This is a genomic window from Streptomyces albidicamelliae, assembly GCF_025642175.1.
Lineage (GTDB): Bacteria > Actinomycetota > Actinomycetes > Streptomycetales > Streptomycetaceae > Streptomyces > Streptomyces albidocamelliae.
On record NZ_CP106795.1, the window covers coordinates 3,199,195 to 3,221,128 of the forward strand.

The following is a 21,934-nucleotide window of genomic DNA, read 5'->3' on the forward strand; positions in this document are numbered from 1 at the left end:
GGTCGTCGCTGAAGGCCGGATTCCGGTCACCCGTCGCCGGAAACCGGTCACGATCCGGTATAGACCGGCCGACGACCGGTTACCCAGGACCGGGCACCTCTGCCAGCATCGCCCGAAGGTTCGGAAGTCCGGACACACGGGGGCCGGGTGACGGGGTTCGTCTTCTCACGCGCGCGTGCGCACCGCCTGCTGCTGGGCGCCGCGTTGCTCACGGTGGTGCTGACCACCACGGTGCTGGCCACGCTCACCGCCTACTCGGGGGCGATCGGCGACGCGTCGCTGCGCCACGTACTGGCCGACCCCCGCAACGCGGCCGACACCTCACTGATCGTCAAGGCCGACGTCCCCCGCGAGGAGCGGGCCGCCGCCGGCACCGCCCTACGCGAGGGCGCCGCACGGGCCTTCGACGGTCTGCCGGTGACCGTACGGACCCTGCGCCGCTCGGGGCCGTACGCGCTCCCCCGCTCGCCCCGGGCGCCCGCGAGCCGGTCCGACGACCCCGACCTGACCTACTTCGCCGCCCTGGACCACCGTCAACTACGCCTGACCGAAGGCCGGTTGCCGCAGCCCGGCACCGGCCCGGCCGAAGTGGCGCTCCCCGAGGCCGCCGCCCGCACCCTGCGGCTGCGGCCCGGCGACCGGCTCACCCTGGCCGACCGGCTGGACGGCCCGGCGGTCCGGGTGCGGATCACCGGTGTGTACCGGCCCGCCTCGGTGACCGCGCCGTACTGGCGGCTGGACGACCTGCTCGGCCGCGGGGTGAAGAAGGCGGGCTTCACGACCTACGGTCCGCTGCTCACCCACCCCGCCGTGCTCACCGGGGGCCGGATCAGCGCCGGTTCGACGGCCTGGCTGGCGACGGCGGACTTCTCGACGGTGACGACCGCCCGGATCGGCAGGCTGCGCGACGCCGCCCGGGAGGGCAGCGCGGCCCTGCGCCGCCCCACGGTCCTGCGCGGTACGACCGTTTCGCAGACCGCGCTGTCGGACGTCCTGGACCGGGCGGACCGTTCGCTGCTGGTCGCCCGTTCCACACTGCTCGTCGTCGCCCTGCTGCTCGTCCTGCTCGCCGGGTACGCGCTGCTGCTGGTGGCCCGGCTGCTCAGCACCGAACGGGCCGAGGAGACCCGGCTGCTCAGGGCGCGCGGCGCCTCGCGCACCCGGATCGCCCGCCTCGCCGCCGCCGAGGCCCTGCTCCTCGCGGTGCCCGCGGCCGTGTGCGCCCCGCCGGTCGCGGGGCCGCTCACCGCCCTGCTCGCCGGGCACGGCCCGCTCGCCCGCCTCGGTCTGCGCCTGGACCTCCCGGCCGCCGGCCGGCCCGCCGTCTGGCTGGTCGCGGCCGCGGTGGCCCTGGGCTGTGCGCTCGCGGTCACCGTGCCGGCCGTCACCGGAGCCGGGGCGCAGGTACGGGACCGGGCGCGGCGCGGGCGGCCCGGCCGGTCCCGGGCGTGGTCGCCGGTCAGGAAGTACCGCCGCGCGGCGGCACGCACGTCCGTGCCCCGGGCCGTCCCCGCCCCGCTGCGCGCGGGCGCCGACCTCGGACTGCTCGCGGTCGCCGGGGTGGCCTACTGGCAGCTCGGCCGCCAGGGGTCGGGCGCCGTGGCCGCCGACCGGCGGGGAACCCTCGGCATCGACCCGCTGCTGGTGGCCGCGCCCGCACTCGCGCTCCTCGCCGGAACCGTGCTCACGCTGCGGCTGCTGCCCCCGGTGGCCCGGCTCGCCGAGCGGTGGGCGGCCGGCGGGCGCGGGCTGCCGGCCGCGCTGGCCGGCTGGGTTCAGCCGGCGCACCGCACGCGGCGCGGGCCCGGTGCTGCTCCTCGTCCTCGCCGTCGCCCTCGGCATGCTCGCCGTCGGCCAGGCCGCCTCCTGGGACCGCTCGCAGGACGACCAGGCCGACTTCCGCGCCGGTGTGCCGGTGCGGGTGTTCTCCGCGGGCGAGGGCGGGCTCGGCCGCACCGACCTGTACGCCGGCCTGCCGCACGTCCGCGCGGCCGCCCCGGCCGTCCGGGTCTCCCAGCCGCTGTCCGGCGACCGCACGGCGGCCGTACTGGCCCTGGACACCCGGCACGCGGCGGACGCCGTGCTGATGCGCCCCGACCTGGCGGACCGGCCGGTCCGCCGGGTGCTGGCCGGCCTCGCACCCCACGGGTCCCCCGCCGGGACCCCGGTCCTCGCGGGCACCACCCGGCTGCGGCTGACCGCACGCCTGCACAGCTCCACCGGGCCGGGCACCGCCACCGAGGTGACGGTGGCCCTGACGGACCGGTACGGAGTGCCGTACCAGGTGCCGTTCGGCCAACTCCCCGCCGACGGACGCGAGCACACCCTGACCCTGGACCTCGGCACCCCGGCCGGCGCGCTGACCCTCACCGGGCTCCGGCTGGACCTGGCGCAGCCCGCCGACCGTGCCGAGCGGCACCGGCTCACCCTCGGCGGGCTGACCGCGGCCGGCCGCGACGGCCGGGAGCACCGGCTCGCGCTCCCCGCGCGGTGGACCACCGACGCCCGGGCCGGCGGCGCCGCCGTCCCCAGCGCGGCCACCAGCCCCACCCGCCCCCGGGTCACCGGCACCCGGCCGCCGACCTTCACGTACAGCACCGGCTACCTCCCCGGCGCGGACATCTGGACCGTCGCCTCGCTGACCGTCCGGCTCCAGGCCACCCAGCCCGCACCGGCCGAGGTCCGCGCCGTCGCCACCGACCGCTACCTGGCCTCGGCGAACGCCCGCCCCGGCCAGCGGGTCGACCTGACCGTCGGCGACCGTACGCTGCCGGTGCGGATCGTCCGCGCGGTACGGGCGCTGCCCGCCACCGCCGACCCGGCCGGCACCGGTGCCCGCGACGGCGGAGCCGTCCTGCTCGACCTGCGGGCCGCGAACCAGGTGCTCCAGGCCCGGTACGGCGAGAGCGTGCAGCCCACCGAGTGGTGGCTCGCCACCGCACCCGGCGACGCCGCGCGGGTCGCCGCCACCGTGCGGAACCTGCCGGACGTCGGCCCGGGACAGGTGGTGGTGCGCGACGAGATCGCCGCCGAATTGCGCGACGACCCGTTCGGCGCGGGCCCCGCGGCCGCGTTCACGGCCGCGGCCGTGGTGGCGGCGGCGCTCGCCGCGGTCGGCTTCGCGGTCGGCGCGGCCGGGGCGCGGCGGGCCCGCCGCCCGGAGTTCGCGGTGCTGCGGGCCCTCGGGGCGCCACGCGGCCGGCTGGCCCGCACGGTCGCCGCCGAACAGGCCGTGCTGGTGGGCCTGGCGCTCGCGGTGGGCCTCGGCCTGGGCACCGTACTGGCCCGTGCCGTACTGCCGTTGATCATCCTGACCGGCGAGGCCGCCCGGCCCGTACCGGACGTGCTCGTGCGGCTCCCCGCCGGACAGGTGGCGCTGCTGCTGGCCGGCGTCGCGGCGGCCCCGCTCGCCGTGGCGGCGGTGACCGCCCTGCGCCGGGCGGACCCGGCGCGGGACCTGCGCGCACCGGGAGGTGAGTGAGATGCGCCGACCGGCGCCCCACCCGGTCGCCCCGTGGGTACGGACCCGGCTGCGGGCCGCGCCCGGCGCCGCCGCCGCACTCGCGCTGCTGGTCGCCCTGACCGCGTGCCTGGCCGGCGCCTACCCGCGCGCCGTCGACCGGTACGAGGACGCGGGCCTGCGGACCGCGCTGCGGCAGGCCCGTCCGGACCACACCACGGTGCGGGTCACCGCGCCCCAGCCGGACCTCGGACTGCCGGCCGGCCGGCGGGCCGAGGCGATGCACCCCGCCGCCCTGGAACGGCAGTACGCGAAGGTGCTCGGCGCGGCCGCCGGCCCGCTGACCGTCGACCGCGCCCAGTCCGCGTACGGGGTCGCCGCCACCGTCAGCCCGGAGGTCCCCGACCCGTTCCTGCCGCGCCCCTCCGGACTGCCCGCCCGGGTCTGGCTGGTCGCGCCGAACGGCCTGGCCGGCCACTCCCGGCTCCGCGCCGGCCGGCTGCCGCGCGCCGCCCGCCCCGTGGGCTCCGCCACCCCCGAGGTGGAGGCCGCGGTGACCGCCGCCACCGCGAAGAGCATGAACATCGAGGTCGGTTCGGTCGTCCACGTACCGGCACCCGGCCGGCGGCCGCTCGCGGTCCGCGTCACCGGCGTCGTCGTCCCGCGCGAACCCGGCGGCGCCTACTGGTCCACCATGCCGCTGCAGCGCTCGCCCGAGCTGGTGACCCTGCCGACCCCCGGCCCGGACCCGGCGAAGTACTGGCGCGGCGCGCTGCTGCTCCCCGCGGGCGCGGCCCCCGCGCTGCTCGGCACCGGCACCGACCCGGTCCGCTACTGGTACCTCGCGCCCGACCTGCGCGGTCTGCGCGCCCACGACCTGGACCGGCTGAAGTCGGCCGTGGCCGCCCTGGAGTCGGGCCCCGGGCTGCGCCGCGCCCGCGCCGTCACCGACTCCGGTACCGACGTCGCCACCGAACTGGACGACACCCTCACCCTGTTCGCCCGGCTGCGCTCCGGCATCTCCCCGCTGGTGTCCGTCGCCGCGGCGGGGACCGGCACGGTCGTCGCCGTGGTCCTGCTGATGACGGGCGGCCTGGCCGCCGACCGCCGCCGCGCCGAACTCGCCCTGCTCCGCGCCCGCGGCGCCTCCCTGCCCGGACTCACCGGGCGGCTGCTGGCCGAGACCGCCGTGGTCGCCGTACCGGCGGGCGCGCTCGGCCTGGCGGCGGCCCTGCCGGCGGTACCCGAGGGCCGCCTGTGGCCCGCCGTCGTCACCGCCGCGGCCGTCACGCTCACCGGCTGCGCCGCCCTGCCCTGCTGCGCGCCGCCCTCGCCCACCGCACGGTACGGGCCACCGCCCCGCGCGAGGACGTGGCGGGCGTACGGCCCTCCCGGCGCCGTACCGTGGCCGAACTGACCCTGCTGGTAGCGGCGGTCGGCGCCGTGGCCGCCCTGCGCCGCCGCGGCACCTCGGACGACCAGCTGGTGGCCGCGGCGCCGGTGCTGATCGGGGTCGTCGCGGCCCTGGTGCTGCTCCGCCTGTACCCCCTGCTGCTGCGCCGGCTCACCGGTCCGGCAAGACGGCTGCGCGGCGCGGTGGGCCACCTCTCGCTGGCCCGCGCGGGCCGCACCTCGGCCTCCGCGGTCCTGCCGCTGCTGGCCCTGCTGACCGCGCTCACCACGGCGGCCTTCGGCGGCTCGGTGCTGGCGGGCGTGGCCGACGCCCGCGACCGCGCGGCGCTCCTCACGGTCGGCGCCGACGCTCGCGCGGATGCCGACGGCCCGCTCCCGGCCGCCGTGCCCGGCCGGGTGCGGGCCCTGCCCGGGGTGCGGGCGGTGGCCCCGGTCAGCATCGACTACCAGGCCAAGCCGGAGGACGGCCAGGACCCGGTACCGCTGGTGGGCGCCGACCCGCGCTCCTACGGGGAGTTGACCGCCCGCACCGGACTCGGCGCCGTACCCGGGAGCCGGCTCGCGGGCCGCACGGGCACACTGCCCGCGGTGGCCTCCCCGTCGGTCGCGTCGGCGTACGGCACCCGGCGCCCCTTCCCGGTCCGGCTGACGGACGGCAGCGCGGTCACCGTGCGCATCGTGCTGGTCCGCGACCGCACCCCGGCCGTCTCCGGCGGTGACTTCCTCGTCGTGGACCGCGCCGGGCTCGCCGACCCGGCGAACCGTCCCACGGCCCTGCTGGTGACCGGCGCACACCTGGACCCGGCCGCGCTGCGGCACGCCGTCGGCGGCTCGGCCGGCATCCACGTCCGCGCCGAGGAACGCGCCCGCTACGCCGACTCGCCCCTGCAGACCGGTGCCGTCCACGTCTACACGGCGGCGGTGGCGGCCGGGGCCGGCTTCGCGGTCCTCGCGCTGCTCCTGGGCCTGCTGAGCGCGGCACCCGAACGGGCCGCGCTCCTCGCCCGGCTGCGCACGATGGGCCTCACCCGCGCCCAGGGCCGCCGTCTGCTCGTGCTGGAGTCCCTGCCGCAGGCCCTGCTCGCCGCGCTCGGCGGCGTCCTGACCGGCTGGTCCGCCATCCGTCTCCTCTCCCCCGGCATCGACCTCACGACCATCGCCCTGCCCTCGGCCGGAACACCGCTCACCGAGGCCGAGTTGCACGCCGACGCCTGGTCCCTGACGGTCCCGGCCCTGCTGGTCCTGGTCGCGTCGGTGGCCGTGGCGGCCCTCCAGGCGTGGTGGACGGGCCGACAGGGCTCGGTACGCGAGCTGCGGGCCGGGGAGACGGGATGAACACGGGCGGGCCCGGACCGCGCCGGCACAGCCGGGCACGGCGGCGGGCGACCCGCCGGGCCGCGGCACGCACCCACGGAAGGCAGGAGACCCCATGACAGCGAACCCGAGCCTCTCCGAGCTGGCGAACCGCGTCACCGAGGCCAGGGACCGCCCGGTCTACGGCCACGACGCGCTGATCACCTGCGACCGCCTGGTCCGCGTCTTCACCGCGGACGGCGTCGAGGTCCAGGCCCTCCAGGGGCTCGATCTCCTCGTCCGCGAGGGCGAGTTGATGGCCCTGGTCGGCGCGTCCGGCAGCGGCAAGTCCACGCTGATGAACATCCTCGCGGGCCTCGACACCCCGACCGCCGGAGCCGCCCGGGTCGCCGGCCGCGACCTGCTCACCATGACCGCCCGCGACCGCCTCGCCTACCGCCGCGAGGTCGTCGGCTTCGTCTGGCAGCAGACCTCCCGCAATCTGCTCCCCTACCTCACCGCGGCCCAGAACGTCGCCCTCCCCCTCCAGCTCGCCGGCACCCGCAAGGGCCGACGCGCCCGCGCCGAACGCGCTCTGGAACTGCTGGAGTTGCTGCACGTGGCCGACTGCCGCGACCGGCACCCGCGCGAGCTGTCCGGCGGTCAGCAGCAGCGCGTGGCCATCGCCGTGGCCCTGGCGGGCGGCCCCTCGGTCCTGCTCGCGGACGAACCCACCGGCGAACTCGACTCCCAGACGGCCGCGCAGATCTTCGAGGCGTTCCGTACGGCCAACGAGACCCTCGGCACGACGATCGTCATCGTCACCCACGACCAGGCGGCGGCGGGCGAGGTCCGCCGCACGGTCGCCATCCGCGACGGCCGCACCTCCACCGAGGTGCTGCGCCGCAGCGAGATCGACGCCACGACCGGCCACGAGACGGTCGTCGCCCGCGAGTACGCCATGCTCGACCGGGCGGGCCGGCTGCAACTGCCCGCCGACTACCTCGACGCCCTGGACATGCGCGAGCGCGTGGCCCTGGAACTGGAGGCCGACCACATCGGGGTATGGCCGGACGACACCCGATGAGCCGCGAACGGGCGGGTGAAACGGTCAGGAAACCGGGGGACGCGCCCGCTCAGCGCACGCTGACGCCCAGCGAGCCGAGGCCCGCGCGGCGGACGGCGACGGACCCGTACGGCGTGCGCAGCCTGAGCCACGCCCCCGAGGAGAACAGCCCGGTGTCCTCCGCTCCGGTGCCGGGCCGCAGGAAACCCAGGGACTGCGCGGCGTGCACGGCCCGCACCGGCAGCCGGGTGCCCCCGACCTCGCGGGACCAGATGTCCCGGCCGATCCGGTCCAGTTCGGCGCGGGTACGCCCTTCGGGCGCCAGTTCCTCCGTGCGCGACCGGAACTCGGCGACCGCCGCGGCGACGGTCGCCCGCAGCCCGTCCGGGGCCGGCAGCCCGGGCTCGGGCTGCCAGCCGCCGCGGGGCGGCAGCACACCGGCCCACGGCGGACCGGTGACCGCGCCCGGAACGCCGGCGGTGGCCGCACGCTCGTCGACGGACTCCAGGAACTCACCGGCGGAGACGGTCACGTCGAGGGTGACGTCGAGCCCGTCCTCGTACGGCTTCGCCAGCCGGACCGCACGGACCGTCAGCACCTCGAACGACGGCGGCCGCCCGAAGACGGCGAGTGCCGTACCGGCCGCCTGGAGGCGCACCGCGGCACCGCGGTCGTAGCGCAGCAGCCGGGTGAGGAAGGCGGCGAGGTCCGCCGCCTCCGTCTCGTCGGCGAGGTGCAGCACCGTCATGCGGCGACGGCCTTCTCCCCGGGCTTGCCGGCCCCGTCCGTGTACTCCTGGAGGAACGCGCGCTCCTCGGCGGTGATCCGGCGCGGCCGCTGGGTCTCGAAGTCGAACGGTACGACGACCGTCGAGGCCCGCACGTAGACCTGGTCGTCGTCCTTCACCTCGTAGGCGATGGTGAAGGACGCGGCCCTGATCTCGGTGATCCACAGCTCGATGTCCACGGGTTCGTGCCGGTGGACGAGCTGCAGCTTGTAGTCGATCTCATGGCGCGCCACCACGGACCCCTGCTTGAACTCCTTGTCCGGGCGGAACAGGAAGTTGATCCGGGCTTCCTCCAGGTAGCGGATGAAGACCGCGTTGTTGACATGGCCGTAGGCGTCCATGTCAGACCAGCGCAGTGGACAGCGATAGACGTGCCGCAAGATCGATCAGCCCCGGGTCAGCTTCTTGTAGGTGGCGCGGTGCGGACGCGCGGCGTCGGCACCGAGTCGCTCGATCTTGTTCTTCTCGTACGACTCGAAGTTGCCCTCGAACCAGAACCACCGCGACTCACCCTCGTAGGCGAGGATGTGGGTGGCGACCCGGTCCAGGAACCACCGGTCGTGGGAGACGACGACGGCGCAGCCGGGGAAGTCCAGCAGGGCGTTCTCCAGGCTGGAGAGCGTCTCGACGTCGAGGTCGTTGGTGGGCTCGTCGAGGAGCAGCAGGTTGCCGCCCTGCTTGAGGGTCAGCGCCAGGTTGAGGCGGTTGCGCTCACCACCGGACAGGACGCCGGTCGGCTTCTGCTGGTCCGGGCCCTTGAAGCCGAAGGCGGACACGTACGCCCGGCTCGGCATCTCGACCTGGCCGACGTTGATGTAGTCGAGCCCGTCGGACACGACCTCCCACAGCGTCTTCTTCGGGTCGAGGTTCTCGCGGCTCTGGTCGACGTAGGAGATCTTGACGGTCTCGCCGACCTTGATGTCACCGGAGTCCGGCGTCTCCAGGCCCTGGATCATCTTGAACAGGGTGGTCTTGCCGGCGCCGTTCGGGCCGATCACGCCCACGATGCCGTTGCGCGGCAGCGTGAAGCTCAGGCTGTCGACGAGGACCTTCTCACCGAAGGCCTTGTTCAGCTTGTCGACCTCGACGACCACGTTGCCCAGACGCGGGCCCGGCGGGATCTGGATCTCCTCGAAGTCCAGCTTCCGCATCTTGTCGGCCTCGGCCGCCATCTCCTCGTAGCGGGCGAGACGGGCCTTGGACTTGGCCTGGCGCCCCTTGGCGTTCGACCGCACCCACTCCAGCTCTTCCTTGAGCCGCTTCTGCCGCTTGGCGTCCTTCTGGCCCTCGACCTTGAGACGGGTGGCCTTGGTCTCCAGGTACGTGGAGTAGTTGCCCTCGTACGGGTAGGCGCGACCGCGGTCGAGCTCGAGGATCCACTGGGCCACGTTGTCCAGGAAGTACCGGTCGTGGGTGATCGCCACGACGGTGCCCGCGTACTTGGCCAGGTGCTGCTCCAGCCAGTTCACCGACTCGGCGTCGAGATGGTTGGTGGGCTCGTCGAGGAGCAGCAAATCGGGCGCCTCGAGCAGCAGCTTGCACAGCGCGACGCGGCGCTTCTCACCACCGGAGAGGTTGGTGACGGGCCAGTCGCCGGGCGGGCAGCCGAGGGCGTCCATCGCCTGCTCCAGCTGGGCGTCGAGGTCCCAGGCGTTGGCGTGGTCCAGCTCCTCCTGCAGCTTGCCCATCTCGTCGAGCAGCGCGTCGGAGTAGTCGGTCGCCATCAGCTCGGCGATCTCGTTGAACCGGTCGAGCTTGCCCTTGACCTCGGCGACACCCTCCTGGACGTTCTCCAGGACGGTCTTCGACTCGTTCAGCGGGGGCTCCTGCAGCAGGATGCCCACGCTGTAGCCCGGCGACAGGAAGGCGTCACCGTTGGACGGCTGCTGCAGTCCCGCCATGATCTGCAGGACGGTCGACTTACCCGCGCCGTTCGGCCCGACGACGCCGATCTTCGCTCCCGGCAGGAAGCTCAGGGTGACGTCGTCGAGGATCACCTTGTCGCCGTGCGCTTTGCGCGCCTTGCGCATGGTGTAGATGTACTCAGCCAAGAGAAACCGTCCGGCAGCTTGAAATCTGGCAGTGGGCAGATACACCCCATCTTGCCGTACGGCCACCCCTGTGCGGAAACGCGTCTGTCTGGGCGGCTCTGACCTGGGGTTTCGCCGACGGCGTCGGTGGCTCGCCTGCCAGTGTCGGTCGCCGTAGGTCGGCCTCGGCCACCCTCGCACGGCCCAGAGACGACCCAGGAACGGTCACACGTCATCCGCCTGCCACTCGTCGACCCGGGACCTCACCTGATGTTGTGTGCGTCGTGCCGGCAGACGACGACCGTGACGGAGGCCGGACGCGGGCAGCTCCATCGCGAGTGGAATGGCCGTCGTTCCCTCGCAGGCGATGGCGACTGGTACCGGTAGCCACCCTCTATGTCCCTGGAGAGGGTAAAGCTGCCGGCGGCAGACGACCTCGGTGATGGGGAACACGGGCGGCCGGCCGCTGGAGTCCATCGACCCGATCCGTATCGGCGCCGTCTTCTACCGCTGGGCCTGCGCCGCGTCCACGACGACGCCCTCGTACTGCACCTCATGTACTGGCCGGACGAGATCCGCGACCCCACCGAGCTGCTGCCGCCGCCGGTGGAAGTGACCGAGGACGAATCGGGTTCCCGCTATGGAACGTGGTCGTCGCTCTGACGCGCACGATGTGGGTTGATGTACGCGACATCGAGGGCGGCGAGGTGGCTGTGGAGCAAGATTCGCGCGGAGATGCTGGTGGCGGTGCTGGTGAGTACGCAGCCGAAGACACGGCGGACCGGTCGGTCGGGACGCTGGAGCTGTTCTTCGACCTGGTCTTCGTCTACGCGATGTCCCAGGTGACGATCCTGATGTTGGCGGACATCTCCTGGGCGGGCTTCGGGCGCGGGCTCCTGGCGCTCGCCGTGGTGTGGTGGGCGTGGGTCTGCTACGCCTGGCTGACCAACACCTCCGACCACGCCGGGCCCGCGCACCGGCTGCTGATCTTCCTGGCGATGGCGGCGATGCTGGTTGCCGCGGTCGCATTGCCCCAGGCATTCGGCGGGCGGGCGCTGGTGTTCGGACTCGCGTTCCTGGCGGTCCGACTGATCCACGTCGCGCTGCTGGCTCTCGACGTGCGGGGCGAGGCCGACGTGGGTGCGCCCGCGCTGCGGCTGGTCCCTTCCCTACTCGGCGGGCCGGCCCTGCTGGTGGCCGCCGCGTTCGTCGACACACAGGGGCGGGAGCTCCTGTGGATCGCGGCCGTGGTGATCGGCTTCTCGGGACCGGTTGTGATCGGTACGGCCGGCTGGGGTGTGGCGCCCGGTTACTTCGTGGAACGGCATGGGCAGATCATCATCATCGCGCTGGGTGAGGCGATCGTCCAGGTGGGCGCCGGCGCCGAACACTCTCTGGGACGGCTGAGCGTGGTGACCGCCGTCCTGCTCGCGGTGCTGATCGCGGCCGGCCTGTGGTGGTCCTACTTCGGTTATCTCCGCGGCGGGGCCGAGCGGCGGCTGCGCGGTACCCGGAATGGGGAGCGGGCCCGGCTGGCGCGCGATTCCTACAGCTACCTGCACCTGCCGCTGGTGGCCGGGGTGGTCTTCTTCGCACTCGGGGTGCACGAGGCCGTCGCGGGTGCAGACGAACCGCTCCCGCTGTTGCCCGCCGTGGCCCTGGCCGGTGGCGTCGCGCTGTTCTTCGCCGGCGACGTCGCCTACCGGTGGCGCGATCACCACCAGCTGGCCGTCGATCGCCTCCTTGCCGCACTTGGGGCTGCCGCGGTGATCCCGGTCGCTGGAGTGGCGCCGGCGTTGGCTGCCCTCGCCGGGCTTACACTCATCTGCCTCCTCCAGACGAGTTGGGAGCTCTGGCGTCACCCGGTGATCGGGCCGGTCGACAGCTCCTGACCCTTGAGCGCCTTCGACGTTCCCCCTCGTCCTACCCTCGGGGCATACCCCGGGTGCCGCCAGCCTGGCCTCCGTCCAGCGACGGCAGGAGGTCGGTAAGTCGGGCAGCCTACGCCGGGGTAGTCGCCAGCTTGGAAGCTGTGGCCTCATCTTTATGAGGTCGATCACTGGGATGTGGCACCGTCGGCCAACCGGCGCTGCGCCTCGGTCCATCGTCCACTGAGGTACGACGCGGACCGCCGCTGTTCGCCCAGCGGAGCAGGTCGGCGCGCGCGTTCACTCCCCAGGCGATGACCGAAGGTGTGGCCTGCGAGCCGTATCCGGCCGGGGGTGCCCTCAGCCACATCCGCCGTGCCTCGGCCGTCTCCTCCGCCATAGCGCCCGAGGGGTCGGCTCCCTCGGCCTGCTCGGGAACGAGGAAGGTGAGGAACGCGTCGGCCTCACCATCGCCGTACGTGGCCACGAACTCCTCATAGTCCTCGGGGAACATGACTCCCCAGACACGTTCGGCTTCGCGCAGTGGATCGACATCTACGTCCGACCGCTGAAGGGCGATCAGGCCAGGGTCTACCTGAAGGCGTTCTGAGACCAGTCCCGGCCGAGCACAGCACCCAGTTCGGGGAGCGGCGTCCGGGGAGTCGCGTCGGCCCGCGGCTCGGCCCGCGTGCGAACGGCGACCGGAGTCGGGGCCGCCGGCTATTCGGTGATCTCGGTGAAAGCGCCCGAATACGGCGGCTGCCCCGGCTAGCCTGCTGACTCTGTGCGGTGGGGGGTCGTACGGGACCGCGTGTCGACGCCGACGCCCCTGTTCGCGCTGCTCGGCCGGACCGGCGCCCGCCCTCTTCGGGAGCCGGCTCACGTCACGGGACCAGGAGGCTCGCCATGACCACGACGCTCTCAAAGGGTGGCAACGCCCCGCTGCCGGCGGCACCCTGCCACGTCACGCTCACCGCGGCCCGCGTGGGCATCGACGTCTGCGCCGTACTACTCGCACAGGACGGCAAGGTGCGCGGTGACGACGACCTCGTGTTCTACAACCATCCCGCGCAGGACGGTGTCCGGCTGACGGGCGCGACCATGATCGCGGACCTGACCGCGATACCGGCCTCCGTGGACCGCGTCGTGATCGTCGCCAGCACCGACCCCTCCGTGCCCGACGCGCGGTTCGACGCCGGCAGCACCCCGAGGGCCGACATCCGGTGCGGTGACGTACAACTGGCCTTCGTCCCGCCGCCGCTGCTCCATGGCGAGACCGCGGCGGTGCTGGTGGAGATCTACCGCCGCGCGGGCGCGTGGAAGCTCCGGGCCGTCGGCCAGGGCTGGGACACCGGCCTCGCGGGACTGGCCACGGACTTCGGTGTGGTGGTCGACGAGGAGGCCCCCGCGCCTCCTGCCGTGCCTCGGCAGGGCGGCGGGGGCGGGGGCGGCGGGGAGGCTCCCGCGCCTGCCATCAGTCTGAGCAAGGTCCAGCAGTCGGCACCGGGGCTCGTCAACCTCTACAAGGCCGCTCAGGTCTCCCTGGGCAAGGCCGGTGTCATGGGCCGGCGCGCGGCCGTCTACCTGGTCCTCGACCACTCCGCGAGCATGCACGGCTTCTACCGCGACGGCACCATGCAGCACCTCGCGGAACAGGCCCTGGGACTGTCGGCGAACCTCGACGACGACGGCAGGGTGCCCCTGGTGTTCTTCTCCCACCGCGTCGACCTCGTCACCGAGATCGGCCTCGACACCTACCAGGGGCTGATCGACCACCTGCACAAAGGCCTGGACTGGGGCGGTACCAGTTACGCGCCGGCCATGCAGGCCGTCATCGACCACTACCGGTCCAGCGGCGCCACGGACCCCGCCTTCGTCATCTTCCAGACCGACGGTGAGCCGTCCGACCGCAGAGCCACCCGAGAACTGCTGCGCGCCTCCAGCTCCTTGCCGATCTTCTGGCAGTTCGTCGGGTTCGGGCCCGGCCGGAACATGCGGTTCCTGCGCAGCCTTGACACCCTCGACGGCCGGGTCGTCGACAACGCCGGCTACTTCGGTGCCGGCCAGCACCCCCTCACGCGCTCCGACGACGACCTGTACGACTGCCTCATGAAGGAATTCCCCGAGTGGCTCGCCACCGCGCGCACGGCCGGAGTCATCCGGTAGCGCGCGGCGAAACCGCGGTGTGCGTCACCGCTCGTCGGTGGACGCGGCCACCGGGGCGGGTGCGGCGGTCGTGGCGTCCGCCGTCCTGGTGGCGGGGATGCGCTTGTACGTCCAGAAGAACCAGCGGACCAACGGGAGCGCCGTCAGCGCGAACAGCTTCTCCAGCGCCAGGACGATGAGGAAGAACATCAGCCCGAGAGCGAGGACATGGGTGTGCACGACGGCGAGCTGGGTGTCGCCGGTGAAGTCCTCCGCCTTGGTGATGTCGCGGTAGTGCAGGCCGCCGATCAGCCCGACGATCATGTAGATGTGGGCCGTGTCGAGGATCTTTCTCATCGCTGGTCGCCCCCCGGAGCGCTGGTCGGTGAGGTCCCCACCTTGCGCACGAGCCCCCCGGTCAACAACCGAGTTCACGCAAACGGCCGTTGACCGGTCCGGGCCGGTCAGTCAAGCGGCTGCTCGCGGTTGCGCAGCAGCACCAGGACCGCACCGCCGATGACGACCAGGCCTATGGCCACGCCCGCGATCAGCGGGGTGATCGCCGAGCCGCCGGTGGCGGCCAGGTCGGTGGTGTCCGGTGCGGCACCGCCCACCGTGGCGGGGCTGGGCAGGCTGCGGACCTCGGCGGTCTGGGTCGTGACGGTGCCCTGCGTCTTGCAGTCCAGGAGGCCGGTGAAGCGGTGGCTGAAGCCGTTCGGGCCGGTGACCGTGAAGTCGTAGGCCTGGTCCTCCTGGAGCGGGACGGTCACCGTGCGGGAGGCACCGGCGGGAATCGTGTGCTCGGCGCCCATCAGCTCGAAGGTGAACGGCTGGTCGCCCTTGTTGGCCGCGATGATGTCGACCCCGCCGGCGGCGCAGTTCTTCCGCGCCGACACCGCCGGTACGGCGCCCTTGGCCGCCCAGGTGGCCGTCGCGGTCGCGGAGACCGTGGACTCGCTGGAGCCGGCGAGGATCTGGGTCTGGCTGCGGCTCTCGGAGGCGAAGGCCCGGCCGACCGGCACGGTCGTCGACGCCTGAAGGGTCAAGTCGGCCGTGCCGTCCGCCGCGCCCTCGGGGATGTCGAAGTAGACCCGGCTGCCGTCCCGCACCGAGGTGACGACCTTGCCGGTCGTGTCGATGATCCGCACCCCGCTGGTGTCCGCGTCCGCCGGCGGGACGACCGTGGCCGTACCGGCGTTGGTGTGCACGGTCACCGGACCCAGCACGTCGCCCGGCCGGCCGGAGATCGCGGGCGGGTCCAGGGTGAGCGAGGCCTGCGGCTCACCGCTGTTGCGGGCGCTCTTCTCCAGGTAGTCGGCGAGCTTCTCGGCCTGCGGGTCGACGGCGTCGACCGCGGCGCCGTCCGAGTAGCGCCAGATGGCCACCTGGGTGCCGGCCGCGGCGTCCTGCTCGCTGAGGGCGCCGACCCCCGCCTGCCGGGCGAGCGAGGCGAGATCGTTCACCTGCGGGTAGGAGTGCTGCAGGATCCAGTGGATCTTTCCGGCGTCCTTATTGGCGCCCAGCGAGGTGCCGCTCCAGGGCGTCTCCTGGTACCGGGCGTCCCGCTGGGTGGGGTTGTGCAGGTCGACGCAGTACGTCTGGAGGGTGCCGCCGCCGTCCACGGACATCTCGAACAGGCCCGCGTCGACGCGCTCGTCGCCGCCGTCCGTGTGTATCACGGCCTCGCCGTACACCTTGAGGCCGTTGATGGTGGCCGCCGCCCCGCCCTGCGTCTGCGGGCTGACGTCGGCCACGGCCGTACCGGCGCCGGACAGCACACCGGCGGCCACGAGACCGGACACCGCGGTGGCGGCGGCCACGCGGACCGTTCCGGTGGACCGGCAGAACCCAACGAGCGCAGCAAGCACAGAATTCCCCTTCGAGCAGGACCCGTTGAACGTGGGGGACGGTCCCACCAGCAGAATCGGCAGCCCCTAGGGGCACGCCCGGCATCCTATGGATCGGACGGAGCCTCACCTGCCGGTCGGATCATCCGATGGCCGATCCGATCCGCAATCGTTATCGCGGATACGGTTCATGAGCTGCGCTTATCGACAAATCCACCCGTGGCGCGTTCATGAACGCCGTTGCTCCGGAACGGCCCTGACGTCATGTCACCGCTGCGGGTTCCTGCTCGGCCGGTGGTACCGCCGTACCGTCCTGGGCGGCCGCGGGCGGTGGTGTCTCCCAGTTCGGCTCCGGTCGCGCCGCCGTCGCCGCCGGCTCCGACCTGGCCGCGCGGTGGAAGACCGCGGTACCCCGTGACAGGTCGTGCCCGATCGCCATGGCGTCGATGTCGGCGGACGCCCACTGCTGCTGTCCGTCACGCACTTCGGTGCGCACCTTCAGCCGCCCCTGGATCAGCAGGGGCTGCCCCACCTCCACCGACGCGGCCACGTTGACCGCGAGCTGCCGGTTGGCCCACACCGTGAAGAAATTGGTGTGCCCGTCCGTCCAGACGCCCTTCTCCCGGTCCCAGTAACGGGCGGTCGCCGCCAGCCGGAACCGGGCCGACGGGCCCGACGGCAGCTCCCGGTACACCGGTGGCGTCGCCACGTTGCCCACCACGCACACGATGGTCTCGTTCATCGTCCTCGCTCCCCTCCCCCGCCCGGCCAGCCCGGGCAGGTCACCCACCCGGTCCCGCCGGGCAGGTCACCCACCCGATCCGGACCGGGCGGGCCGACACGCGCACGGGCCTTTCCCGTACGGCTGCGTCTGCCATGCCTGTGCGTACGACCGCCGTGCGATCGCCGCGACCTCAGACTGCCTCCGCCCGGCCGGGCCCGCTGAGCGCTGTGGACGAGCACCTCACCTGTGGAAAACCCCGCCACCCGCAGGGGTGGCACCGCCCCTGGGACCCCAGTGGCACCGCCCCCGGGGCCCCCTTCACCTCCCCGGTGAACACGACCGTGGGCGGCCCCGAGACCCCGGGGCCGCCCACGACCGAAAAGGACCGCCTCCCCGCGGGAGGCCCGCCTCACCCCACGCCCACGCCAGCCCCGGCACCGGTGCCGACGACGCGCCCGTACTGCTCCCGCACCTCCCGGTAGCGCAGCAGTTCCGCCGCCACCGGGTCCAGGACACGGGCCCGGCCACAGCTCGCGGAGGCCTCCCGCAGGCGCCGTTCCGCATCCTGGCCGTAACGCCGTGCGGGGGCCCGGGCCGCCATCCGGCAGGCCCACTCCACCAGCGGCCCGCCGACGATCCCGCAGACCATCAGCAGCACCGGCACGCCCAGGTTGGGGGCCATGACACCGACGATCTGCCCCACCAGCCACAGCCCGCCCACGACCTGCAGCAGCGTCATCGACGCCTGGACCAGTACCGCGACCGGCCACCATCCCGGCCGCGGCGGCCGGCCCGGCAGCGCGGCCTTGGCCGCCAGCTCGTCCAGCGCCTCCGACAGCCCCTGCGACCCGCGTACGGCCGCCTCGCGGACCGCCTGCGCCCACGGCACGGGCAGCCCGGCCGAGGCCCGGTCGGAGACCGTACGGACCGCCTGCTCCACCCGCTGGCGGGCGGTGGCCTCCTCGTCCGCCTGGGAACGGACCGGGATGCGGCCCGTGTTGGGCTCACCGCGGCCCTGGTACCAGCGCCACAGCCGCAACCACGGCGTGCCGCACGCGCGGTTGGCGTTGCGCAGCCAGGCGCGCTCGGCGGCCTCGCCCGCCGCGGTGGCGCCCACCGCGTCCGCGAGCCGCGCGGCGAACTCCTCGCGTGCCTCCTCGCTGAGTCCGGCGCGCTGTCCGGTGGCGTAGACGGGCCGGAGTTCGGCCGCCGCGAGGTCCACGTCGGCCGCGACCCGGCGGGCCGCCGCACCGCGTTCGGCCACGAACTCGCCGAGGGCCTCGCGCAGATCGCCGACACCGTCACCGGTGAGGGCGGACAGCGCGAGCACGGTGGCACCCGGTTCGCCGTACTCGCCGAGCGCGACGCCGTCCTCGTCCAGCAGCCGCCGCAGGTCGTCCAGGACCTGGTCGGCGGCCTCCCCGGGCAGCCGGTCGACCTGGTTGAGCACGACGAACATGACCTCCGCGTGCCCGGCCATGGGCCGCAGGTAGCGCTCGTGCAGGACCGCGTCGGCGTACTTCTCGGGGTCGACCACCCAGATCACCGCGTCGACCAGCTTGAGGATCCGGTCGACCTGCTCGCGGTGCTGCACGGCGGCGGAGTCGTGGTCGGGCAGGTCGACCAGGACGAGCCCGCGCAGCTGCGCCTCGGCCTCGGGGCTCTGCAGCGGACGGCGGCGCAGCCGGCCCGGGATGCCCAGCCGGTCGATGAGGGCCGCCGCGCCGTCGCTCCAGCTGCACGCGATGGGCGCGGCCGTGGTCGGGCGCCGTACGCCGGTCTCCGAGATGGCGACTCCGGCCAGGGCGTTGAACAGCTGGGACTTGCCGCTGCCGGTCGCGCCCGCGATGGCTACGACGGTGTGCCTGCCGGAGAGCTTGCGGCGGGCGGCAGCCTCGTCCAGGACACGGCCCGCCTCGGCGAGGGTACGGCTGTCCAGGCGGGTGCGGGAGAGGCCGACGAGCTCACGCAGGGCGTCCAGACGGGACCGGAGGGGGCCGTCGTACGCCAGCGGCGCGGGACTCTTACTGCCCGGGGCGCGGCTCGGGGTCTCCAGTGCGGAGGCGCGTTCGGCGGCGAGCGCGGCGGCGTTGGCCTCCGTGACCCGCCGGGCGATCAGCCCGTCGTCCCAGGCTTCCTCGGACTCGGCATCCGGGTCGACGTCGGCATCGGTGGTGGTGGCGGCGCTGCTACCGGGGGCGTCGTCGGCCGACCGCTTCTTCGCGGGCTCCTTGGCGGCGGGGCGCGCCTGGGGCGCTTCCTCTGCGGACCGTGACTTCGACGTGTCCGTGGACCGCGACTCGGGCGCGTCCTGGGAGCGACGCGGCTTCGGCGAGTCCTCCGCGGGACGGGATGTCGCTGCCCGCTCGGTGAGCGGCGTCTTCGACGCATCCTCGCCGCCGGTCCGGGAGTTCGGCGACTCCTCGGCGGTGCCCCGGGAGTCCGGCACCTCGTCGGCGGACCGCGGCTCGGCCTCCTCGTCGGCAGGCCCGGACCCCGGTGTTCCGCCGGCGGCCAGGGAGTTCGCCCCCTGGCCGGTGTCGGTGCCGCCGGACGGCGTCGGCTCTTCGCCGGACCGGAGCCTCGCCGCCGCCTCGGCGGACCGGGGCTCCGGCGCCTCCCCCTCGAGCGGGGACTGCGGCGCCTGCGGGCCGGCGCCGGGCTGCAGCGCCTCGTCGGGGGGCGTGAGCACCGGCGCCTCTCCCACGAACTGGAGGGCGGGTGCCTCGTCCGCGGGCGGTCCGCCGACCGCGGCCGCCCCGGCGGCCGGGGACTCGGGTACGTCCTCTGCGGCCGGGGTCGGTACGCCCTCGGCGGGCCGGGAAGCCGGCGCGGTGTCGGACGGCTGGGAAGCCGGCGCGGTGTCGTACGGCCGGGATGTCTGTGCGGTGTCGGACGGCCGGGGCGTGGACAGCTCCCTCAGGGGCCGGAACGAGAGCGAGCCGCCACCGGTGGAGGCCTTCGGCACCTCGCCGGTGGGGCGGAGCTTCGGCGTCTCCTCGGCAGAGCGGGACATCGGCGCGGGGAGCAGCCGGGGCCGGATGCCCGTCTCGGGGACGTGCCCGCGCGCGGGGCCCACCGAGGCCGCGTTGTCGCCCGTACCGCACGCGTGGCCGTTTTCGTCCTCCACGCGCGCGTGCCACCCGCGCTCCCACTCGCGGACGGCGGCGGCCGAGGCCTCGGCCCCGGCGCGGGGCACCCCGCCCGGGCGGTCACCGGTACGGCCGTCCGGTGACCGGTCCTCCGCCGGGGCCGCCCGGCCGCCGCCCGACGGACGGGCAGCGTCGGCAACCCCGTTGCGGTCACGCGTCGAGGGGCCCTCGCCGGTGGCCTCCTTGCCGGCGTCCAGCAGGAGCTGCTCGCCCCTGCCGTCCGAGCCGGCGTCCTCAGTGGCGCCCGCACCCGAACCCGTCGGCCCGGCACCCGCCTCGCCGGCCGCCGCGCCGCTTCCCGGTCCGGCCTGCGAACCCACGCCGGGTCCGCCCCCGGTGCCGGCGGCCGGAACCGTGCCCGGCCCCGGGTGGCCGCTGCCGGGCTGACCGTTGCCCGGGTGACCGTCGCGCTGCATGGGTCCCCTGTCGTCGCCGTGCTCCATGCGCCCCATGTGGTCGGTGTGCTCCGTGTGGTCCTGATCAGTGACGGCGGTCACCGGTCACCTCTCCTTCTGCAGTACGGACAGCGCGGCGATGAGCTCGGCCTGCGGCTCCGCCCGGACGTCCAGGGCGTCGAGCGGCGCGAGGCGCCGCTCGCGTTCGGCGTGCATGACTCGGTCCACGTGCTCCGTGAGCAACCGCCCGGCCCGGTCGCGCAGGCGCAGGGCGCCGTGCGCCCCGAGCCGCTCGGCCAGCCCCTCGCCGGCGTTGCGGGCCCGGCGCCCGCCGAGCAGCGCGGTGGCGACCACGGCGGCGACGACCTCCGCGTCGGGCGCGGCCGTACGTTCCAGATGGCGCACTTCTTCCTCCGCGTGCTCCTCCAGCTCGCGCCGCCAGCGCCGTACGGCGAGCCCGATACGGTGCTCGGCGCGCTCCAGGGAGGGCTCGCGGCCGGTGAGTCCCGGGGCGCTCGCGGCGGGCTCCCGACGCCAGGCCTCGTCGACGCGCTCGTCGGCGGCGGTGACGGAGCACAGCAGCAGCGCGGCCAGGCTCTCCACGAGGGCGTCGAGGAGTTCCCCGGCGGTGCAGTCCAGTGGGAAGGCGCGCCAGCGCTTGAGGGCGTCCCCGGCGAGCACGGCGCCGGACTGGAGACGGCCACGCACGCGTGCCTGCTCGTTGTCGTAGGCGGCGTCCACCGCGGAGGTGAGCCGCAGGGCGGCCGCGTACTGCGCGGCGGCGGCACTGGCCAGCTCGGACATGCGGGGCTTGAGCGAGTCGAGGACACCGTGGATCGTCCGGGCCATGACCTGCTGGCGGGCGGTGGGGTCCTGCGCGTGGTGGACGAGCCACGTGCGCAGGGCCGCGACGGCGGTACCGGGCAGCAGCCCCGCGCCCCAGGCGGACTCGGGCAGCTCGGGCACGGTGAACCGGGGTACGTCCCCTAGACCGGCCTTGGTGAGCAGGGCACCGTACTGCCGGGAGACCTCCGACACCACCTGGTGCGGCACCCGGTCCAGCACGGTGATCAGGGTGACGTCGTACTCCTTGGCGGTGCGCAGCAGGTGCCAGGGGACGGCGTCGGCGTAGCGGGCGGCCGTGGTCACCATGATCCACACGTCGGCGGCGCAGATCAGCTCGGCGGCGAGCCTACGGCTGTCAGGGAGAAGGGAGTCGACGTCCGGTGCGTCGAGGAGGGCGATGCCGGGCGGGAGGCTGTCGGCGGTCTCGATGCGCAGGACCCGCCCGCGCCCGGGATCCTGGCCGGGCACCACGAGGTCGTCCGAGGTCTCCCGGAGCGGCTCCCACACGCGTGCGAGATCGGGCAGCACGCGCACGCCGCTGAACCAGTGATGATCCTCCGGATGGCAGACGAGCACCGGCGTCCGGGTCGTCGGCCGCAGCACGCCCGCCTCGCTCACGCGGCATCCGACGAGCGAGTTGACGAGCGTCGACTTGCCGGCGCCGGTGGAGCCGCCGACGACCGCGAGGAGCGGTGCCGCGGGCTCCCGGAGCCGGGGTAGCAGGTAGTCGTCGAGCTGTGCGAGCAACTCGTCTCGGTTGGCGCGCGCGCGTGGGGCTCCGGCCAGGGGCAGCGGAAAGCGTGCGGCGGCGACACGGTCGCGCAGAGCGGAAAGTGTGTCGAGCAGCTGAGGCCGTACGTCCAAGGTCACCACATGCGAAGAATGCCCAATTTTAGGGGAATTCTGAA

The 21,934-nt window shown here is 74.3% G+C and carries 13 protein-coding genes and 2 pseudogenes; 6 read left to right on the forward strand and 9 right to left on the reverse strand.

Annotated features, from left to right (window positions below):
• Positions 1 to 147: 147 nt before the first annotated feature.
• The 3 genes and pseudogenes from N8I86_RS14740 (at position 148) to N8I86_RS14750 (ending at position 7,253) form a co-directional block, all read left to right on the forward strand.
• Positions 148 to 3,481: pseudogene (locus N8I86_RS14740) on the forward strand (FtsX-like permease family protein).
• Between the two features lies 1 nt (position 3,482).
• Positions 3,483 to 6,208 (forward strand): annotated as a pseudogene (locus tag N8I86_RS14745) (FtsX-like permease family protein).
• A 94-nt stretch (positions 6,209 to 6,302) separates the two neighbouring features.
• Positions 6,303 to 7,253 (forward strand): ABC transporter ATP-binding protein, encoded by a 951-nt coding sequence (locus tag N8I86_RS14750; protein ID WP_263277962.1) that lies wholly within the window; start codon positions 6,303 to 6,305, stop codon positions 7,251 to 7,253.
• Positions 7,254 to 7,302: 49 nt separating this feature from the next.
• Here the strand turns inward: N8I86_RS14750 and N8I86_RS14755 are convergent, their stop codons facing one another.
• From N8I86_RS14755 to ettA, 3 genes are read right to left on the reverse strand one after another with little or no spacing between them, the layout of a single operon-like run.
• The gene (locus N8I86_RS14755) at positions 7,303 to 7,980 is read right to left on the reverse strand and encodes a hypothetical protein (RefSeq protein WP_073894045.1); all 678 of its coding nucleotides are present in this window, start codon (positions 7,978 to 7,980) and stop codon (positions 7,303 to 7,305) included.
• Positions 7,977 to 8,399 carry an acyl-CoA thioesterase gene (locus N8I86_RS14760; protein WP_073894046.1) on the reverse strand — a complete coding sequence of 141 codons (423 nt, stop codon included), beginning with the start codon at positions 8,397 to 8,399 and terminating at the stop codon, positions 7,977 to 7,979. Before N8I86_RS14760 ends, N8I86_RS14755 begins: the two co-directional genes overlap by 4 nt.
• Positions 8,400 to 8,405: 6 nt before the next feature.
• Entirely contained in the window at positions 8,406 to 10,070 is a 1,665-nt protein-coding gene (ettA, locus tag N8I86_RS14765; protein WP_073894048.1) for an energy-dependent translational throttle protein EttA, read from the reverse strand.
• A 375-nt stretch (positions 10,071 to 10,445) separates the two neighbouring features.
• On the opposite strand from ettA, the gene N8I86_RS14770 reads away from it, so the two are divergent.
• Both N8I86_RS14770 and N8I86_RS14775 read left to right on the forward strand, forming a co-directional pair.
• Positions 10,446 to 10,712 carry a hypothetical protein gene (locus tag N8I86_RS14770; RefSeq protein ID WP_263277963.1) on the forward strand — a complete coding sequence of 89 codons (267 nt, stop codon included), beginning with the start codon at positions 10,446 to 10,448 and terminating at the stop codon, positions 10,710 to 10,712.
• A complete protein-coding gene (locus N8I86_RS14775; protein ID WP_263277964.1) occupies positions 10,697 to 11,941 on the forward strand; it encodes a low temperature requirement protein A in 1,245 nt (414 codons plus the stop codon). Before N8I86_RS14770 ends, N8I86_RS14775 begins: the two co-directional genes overlap by 16 nt.
• 109 nt (positions 11,942 to 12,050) lie before the next feature.
• On the opposite strand, the gene N8I86_RS14780 is transcribed toward N8I86_RS14775, so the two are convergent.
• Entirely contained in the window at positions 12,051 to 12,431 is a 381-nt protein-coding gene (locus tag N8I86_RS14780; RefSeq protein WP_263277965.1) for a hypothetical protein, read from the reverse strand.
• A gap of 392 nt (positions 12,432 to 12,823) precedes the next feature.
• Here N8I86_RS14780 and N8I86_RS14785 point away from each other — a divergent pair, with 392 nt between their 5' ends.
• Positions 12,824 to 14,083, forward strand: coding sequence for a VWA domain-containing protein (locus N8I86_RS14785; protein ID WP_263277966.1), 1,260 nt, complete (start codon positions 12,824 to 12,826; stop codon positions 14,081 to 14,083).
• Positions 14,084 to 14,107: 24 nt separating this feature from the next.
• Here the strand turns inward: N8I86_RS14785 and N8I86_RS14790 are convergent, their stop codons facing one another.
• From N8I86_RS14790 to N8I86_RS14810, 5 genes are all read right to left on the reverse strand, one after another.
• The gene (locus tag N8I86_RS14790) at positions 14,108 to 14,419 is read right to left on the reverse strand and encodes a DUF2871 domain-containing protein (RefSeq protein WP_263277967.1); all 312 of its coding nucleotides are present in this window, start codon (positions 14,417 to 14,419) and stop codon (positions 14,108 to 14,110) included.
• Positions 14,420 to 14,526: 107 nt separating this feature from the next.
• Positions 14,527 to 15,882 carry a Cys-Gln thioester bond-forming surface protein gene (locus tag N8I86_RS14795; protein WP_263277968.1) on the reverse strand — a complete coding sequence of 452 codons (1,356 nt, stop codon included), beginning with the start codon at positions 15,880 to 15,882 and terminating at the stop codon, positions 14,527 to 14,529.
• A 289-nt stretch (positions 15,883 to 16,171) separates the two neighbouring features.
• Complete coding sequence (locus N8I86_RS14800) at positions 16,172 to 16,651, reverse strand: single-stranded DNA-binding protein (protein ID WP_263277969.1); 480 nt, start codon at positions 16,649 to 16,651, stop codon at positions 16,172 to 16,174.
• 391 nt (positions 16,652 to 17,042) lie between these two features.
• A complete protein-coding gene (locus N8I86_RS14805; RefSeq protein ID WP_263280104.1) occupies positions 17,043 to 19,151 on the reverse strand; it encodes a GTPase in 2,109 nt (702 codons plus the stop codon).
• Between the two features lie 1,134 nt (positions 19,152 to 20,285).
• Complete coding sequence (locus tag N8I86_RS14810) at positions 20,286 to 21,899, reverse strand: dynamin family protein (RefSeq protein ID WP_263277970.1); 1,614 nt, start codon at positions 21,897 to 21,899, stop codon at positions 20,286 to 20,288.
• Positions 21,900 to 21,934 lie beyond the last annotated feature (35 nt).

What these genes read in the sequence shown, in the direction of transcription:
- N8I86_RS14770 (WP_263277963.1), top strand. Translation starts at nt 10,446, where the DNA reads ATGTCCCTGGAGAGGGTAAAGCTGCCGGCGGCAGACGACCTCGGTGAT.
- N8I86_RS14780 (WP_263277965.1), bottom strand. Translation starts at nt 12,431, where the DNA reads ATGTTCCCCGAGGACTATGAGGAGTTCGTGGCCACGTACGGCGATGGT.
- N8I86_RS14800 (WP_263277969.1), bottom strand. Translation starts at nt 16,651, where the DNA reads ATGAACGAGACCATCGTGTGCGTGGTGGGCAACGTGGCGACGCCACCG.
- N8I86_RS14790 (WP_263277967.1), bottom strand. Translation starts at nt 14,419, where the DNA reads ATGAGAAAGATCCTCGACACGGCCCACATCTACATGATCGTCGGGCTG.
- N8I86_RS14750 (WP_263277962.1), top strand. Translation starts at nt 6,303, where the DNA reads ATGACAGCGAACCCGAGCCTCTCCGAGCTGGCGAACCGCGTCACCGAG.
- N8I86_RS14785 (WP_263277966.1), top strand. Translation starts at nt 12,824, where the DNA reads ATGACCACGACGCTCTCAAAGGGTGGCAACGCCCCGCTGCCGGCGGCA.
- N8I86_RS14755 (WP_073894045.1), bottom strand. Translation starts at nt 7,980, where the DNA reads ATGACGGTGCTGCACCTCGCCGACGAGACGGAGGCGGCGGACCTCGCC.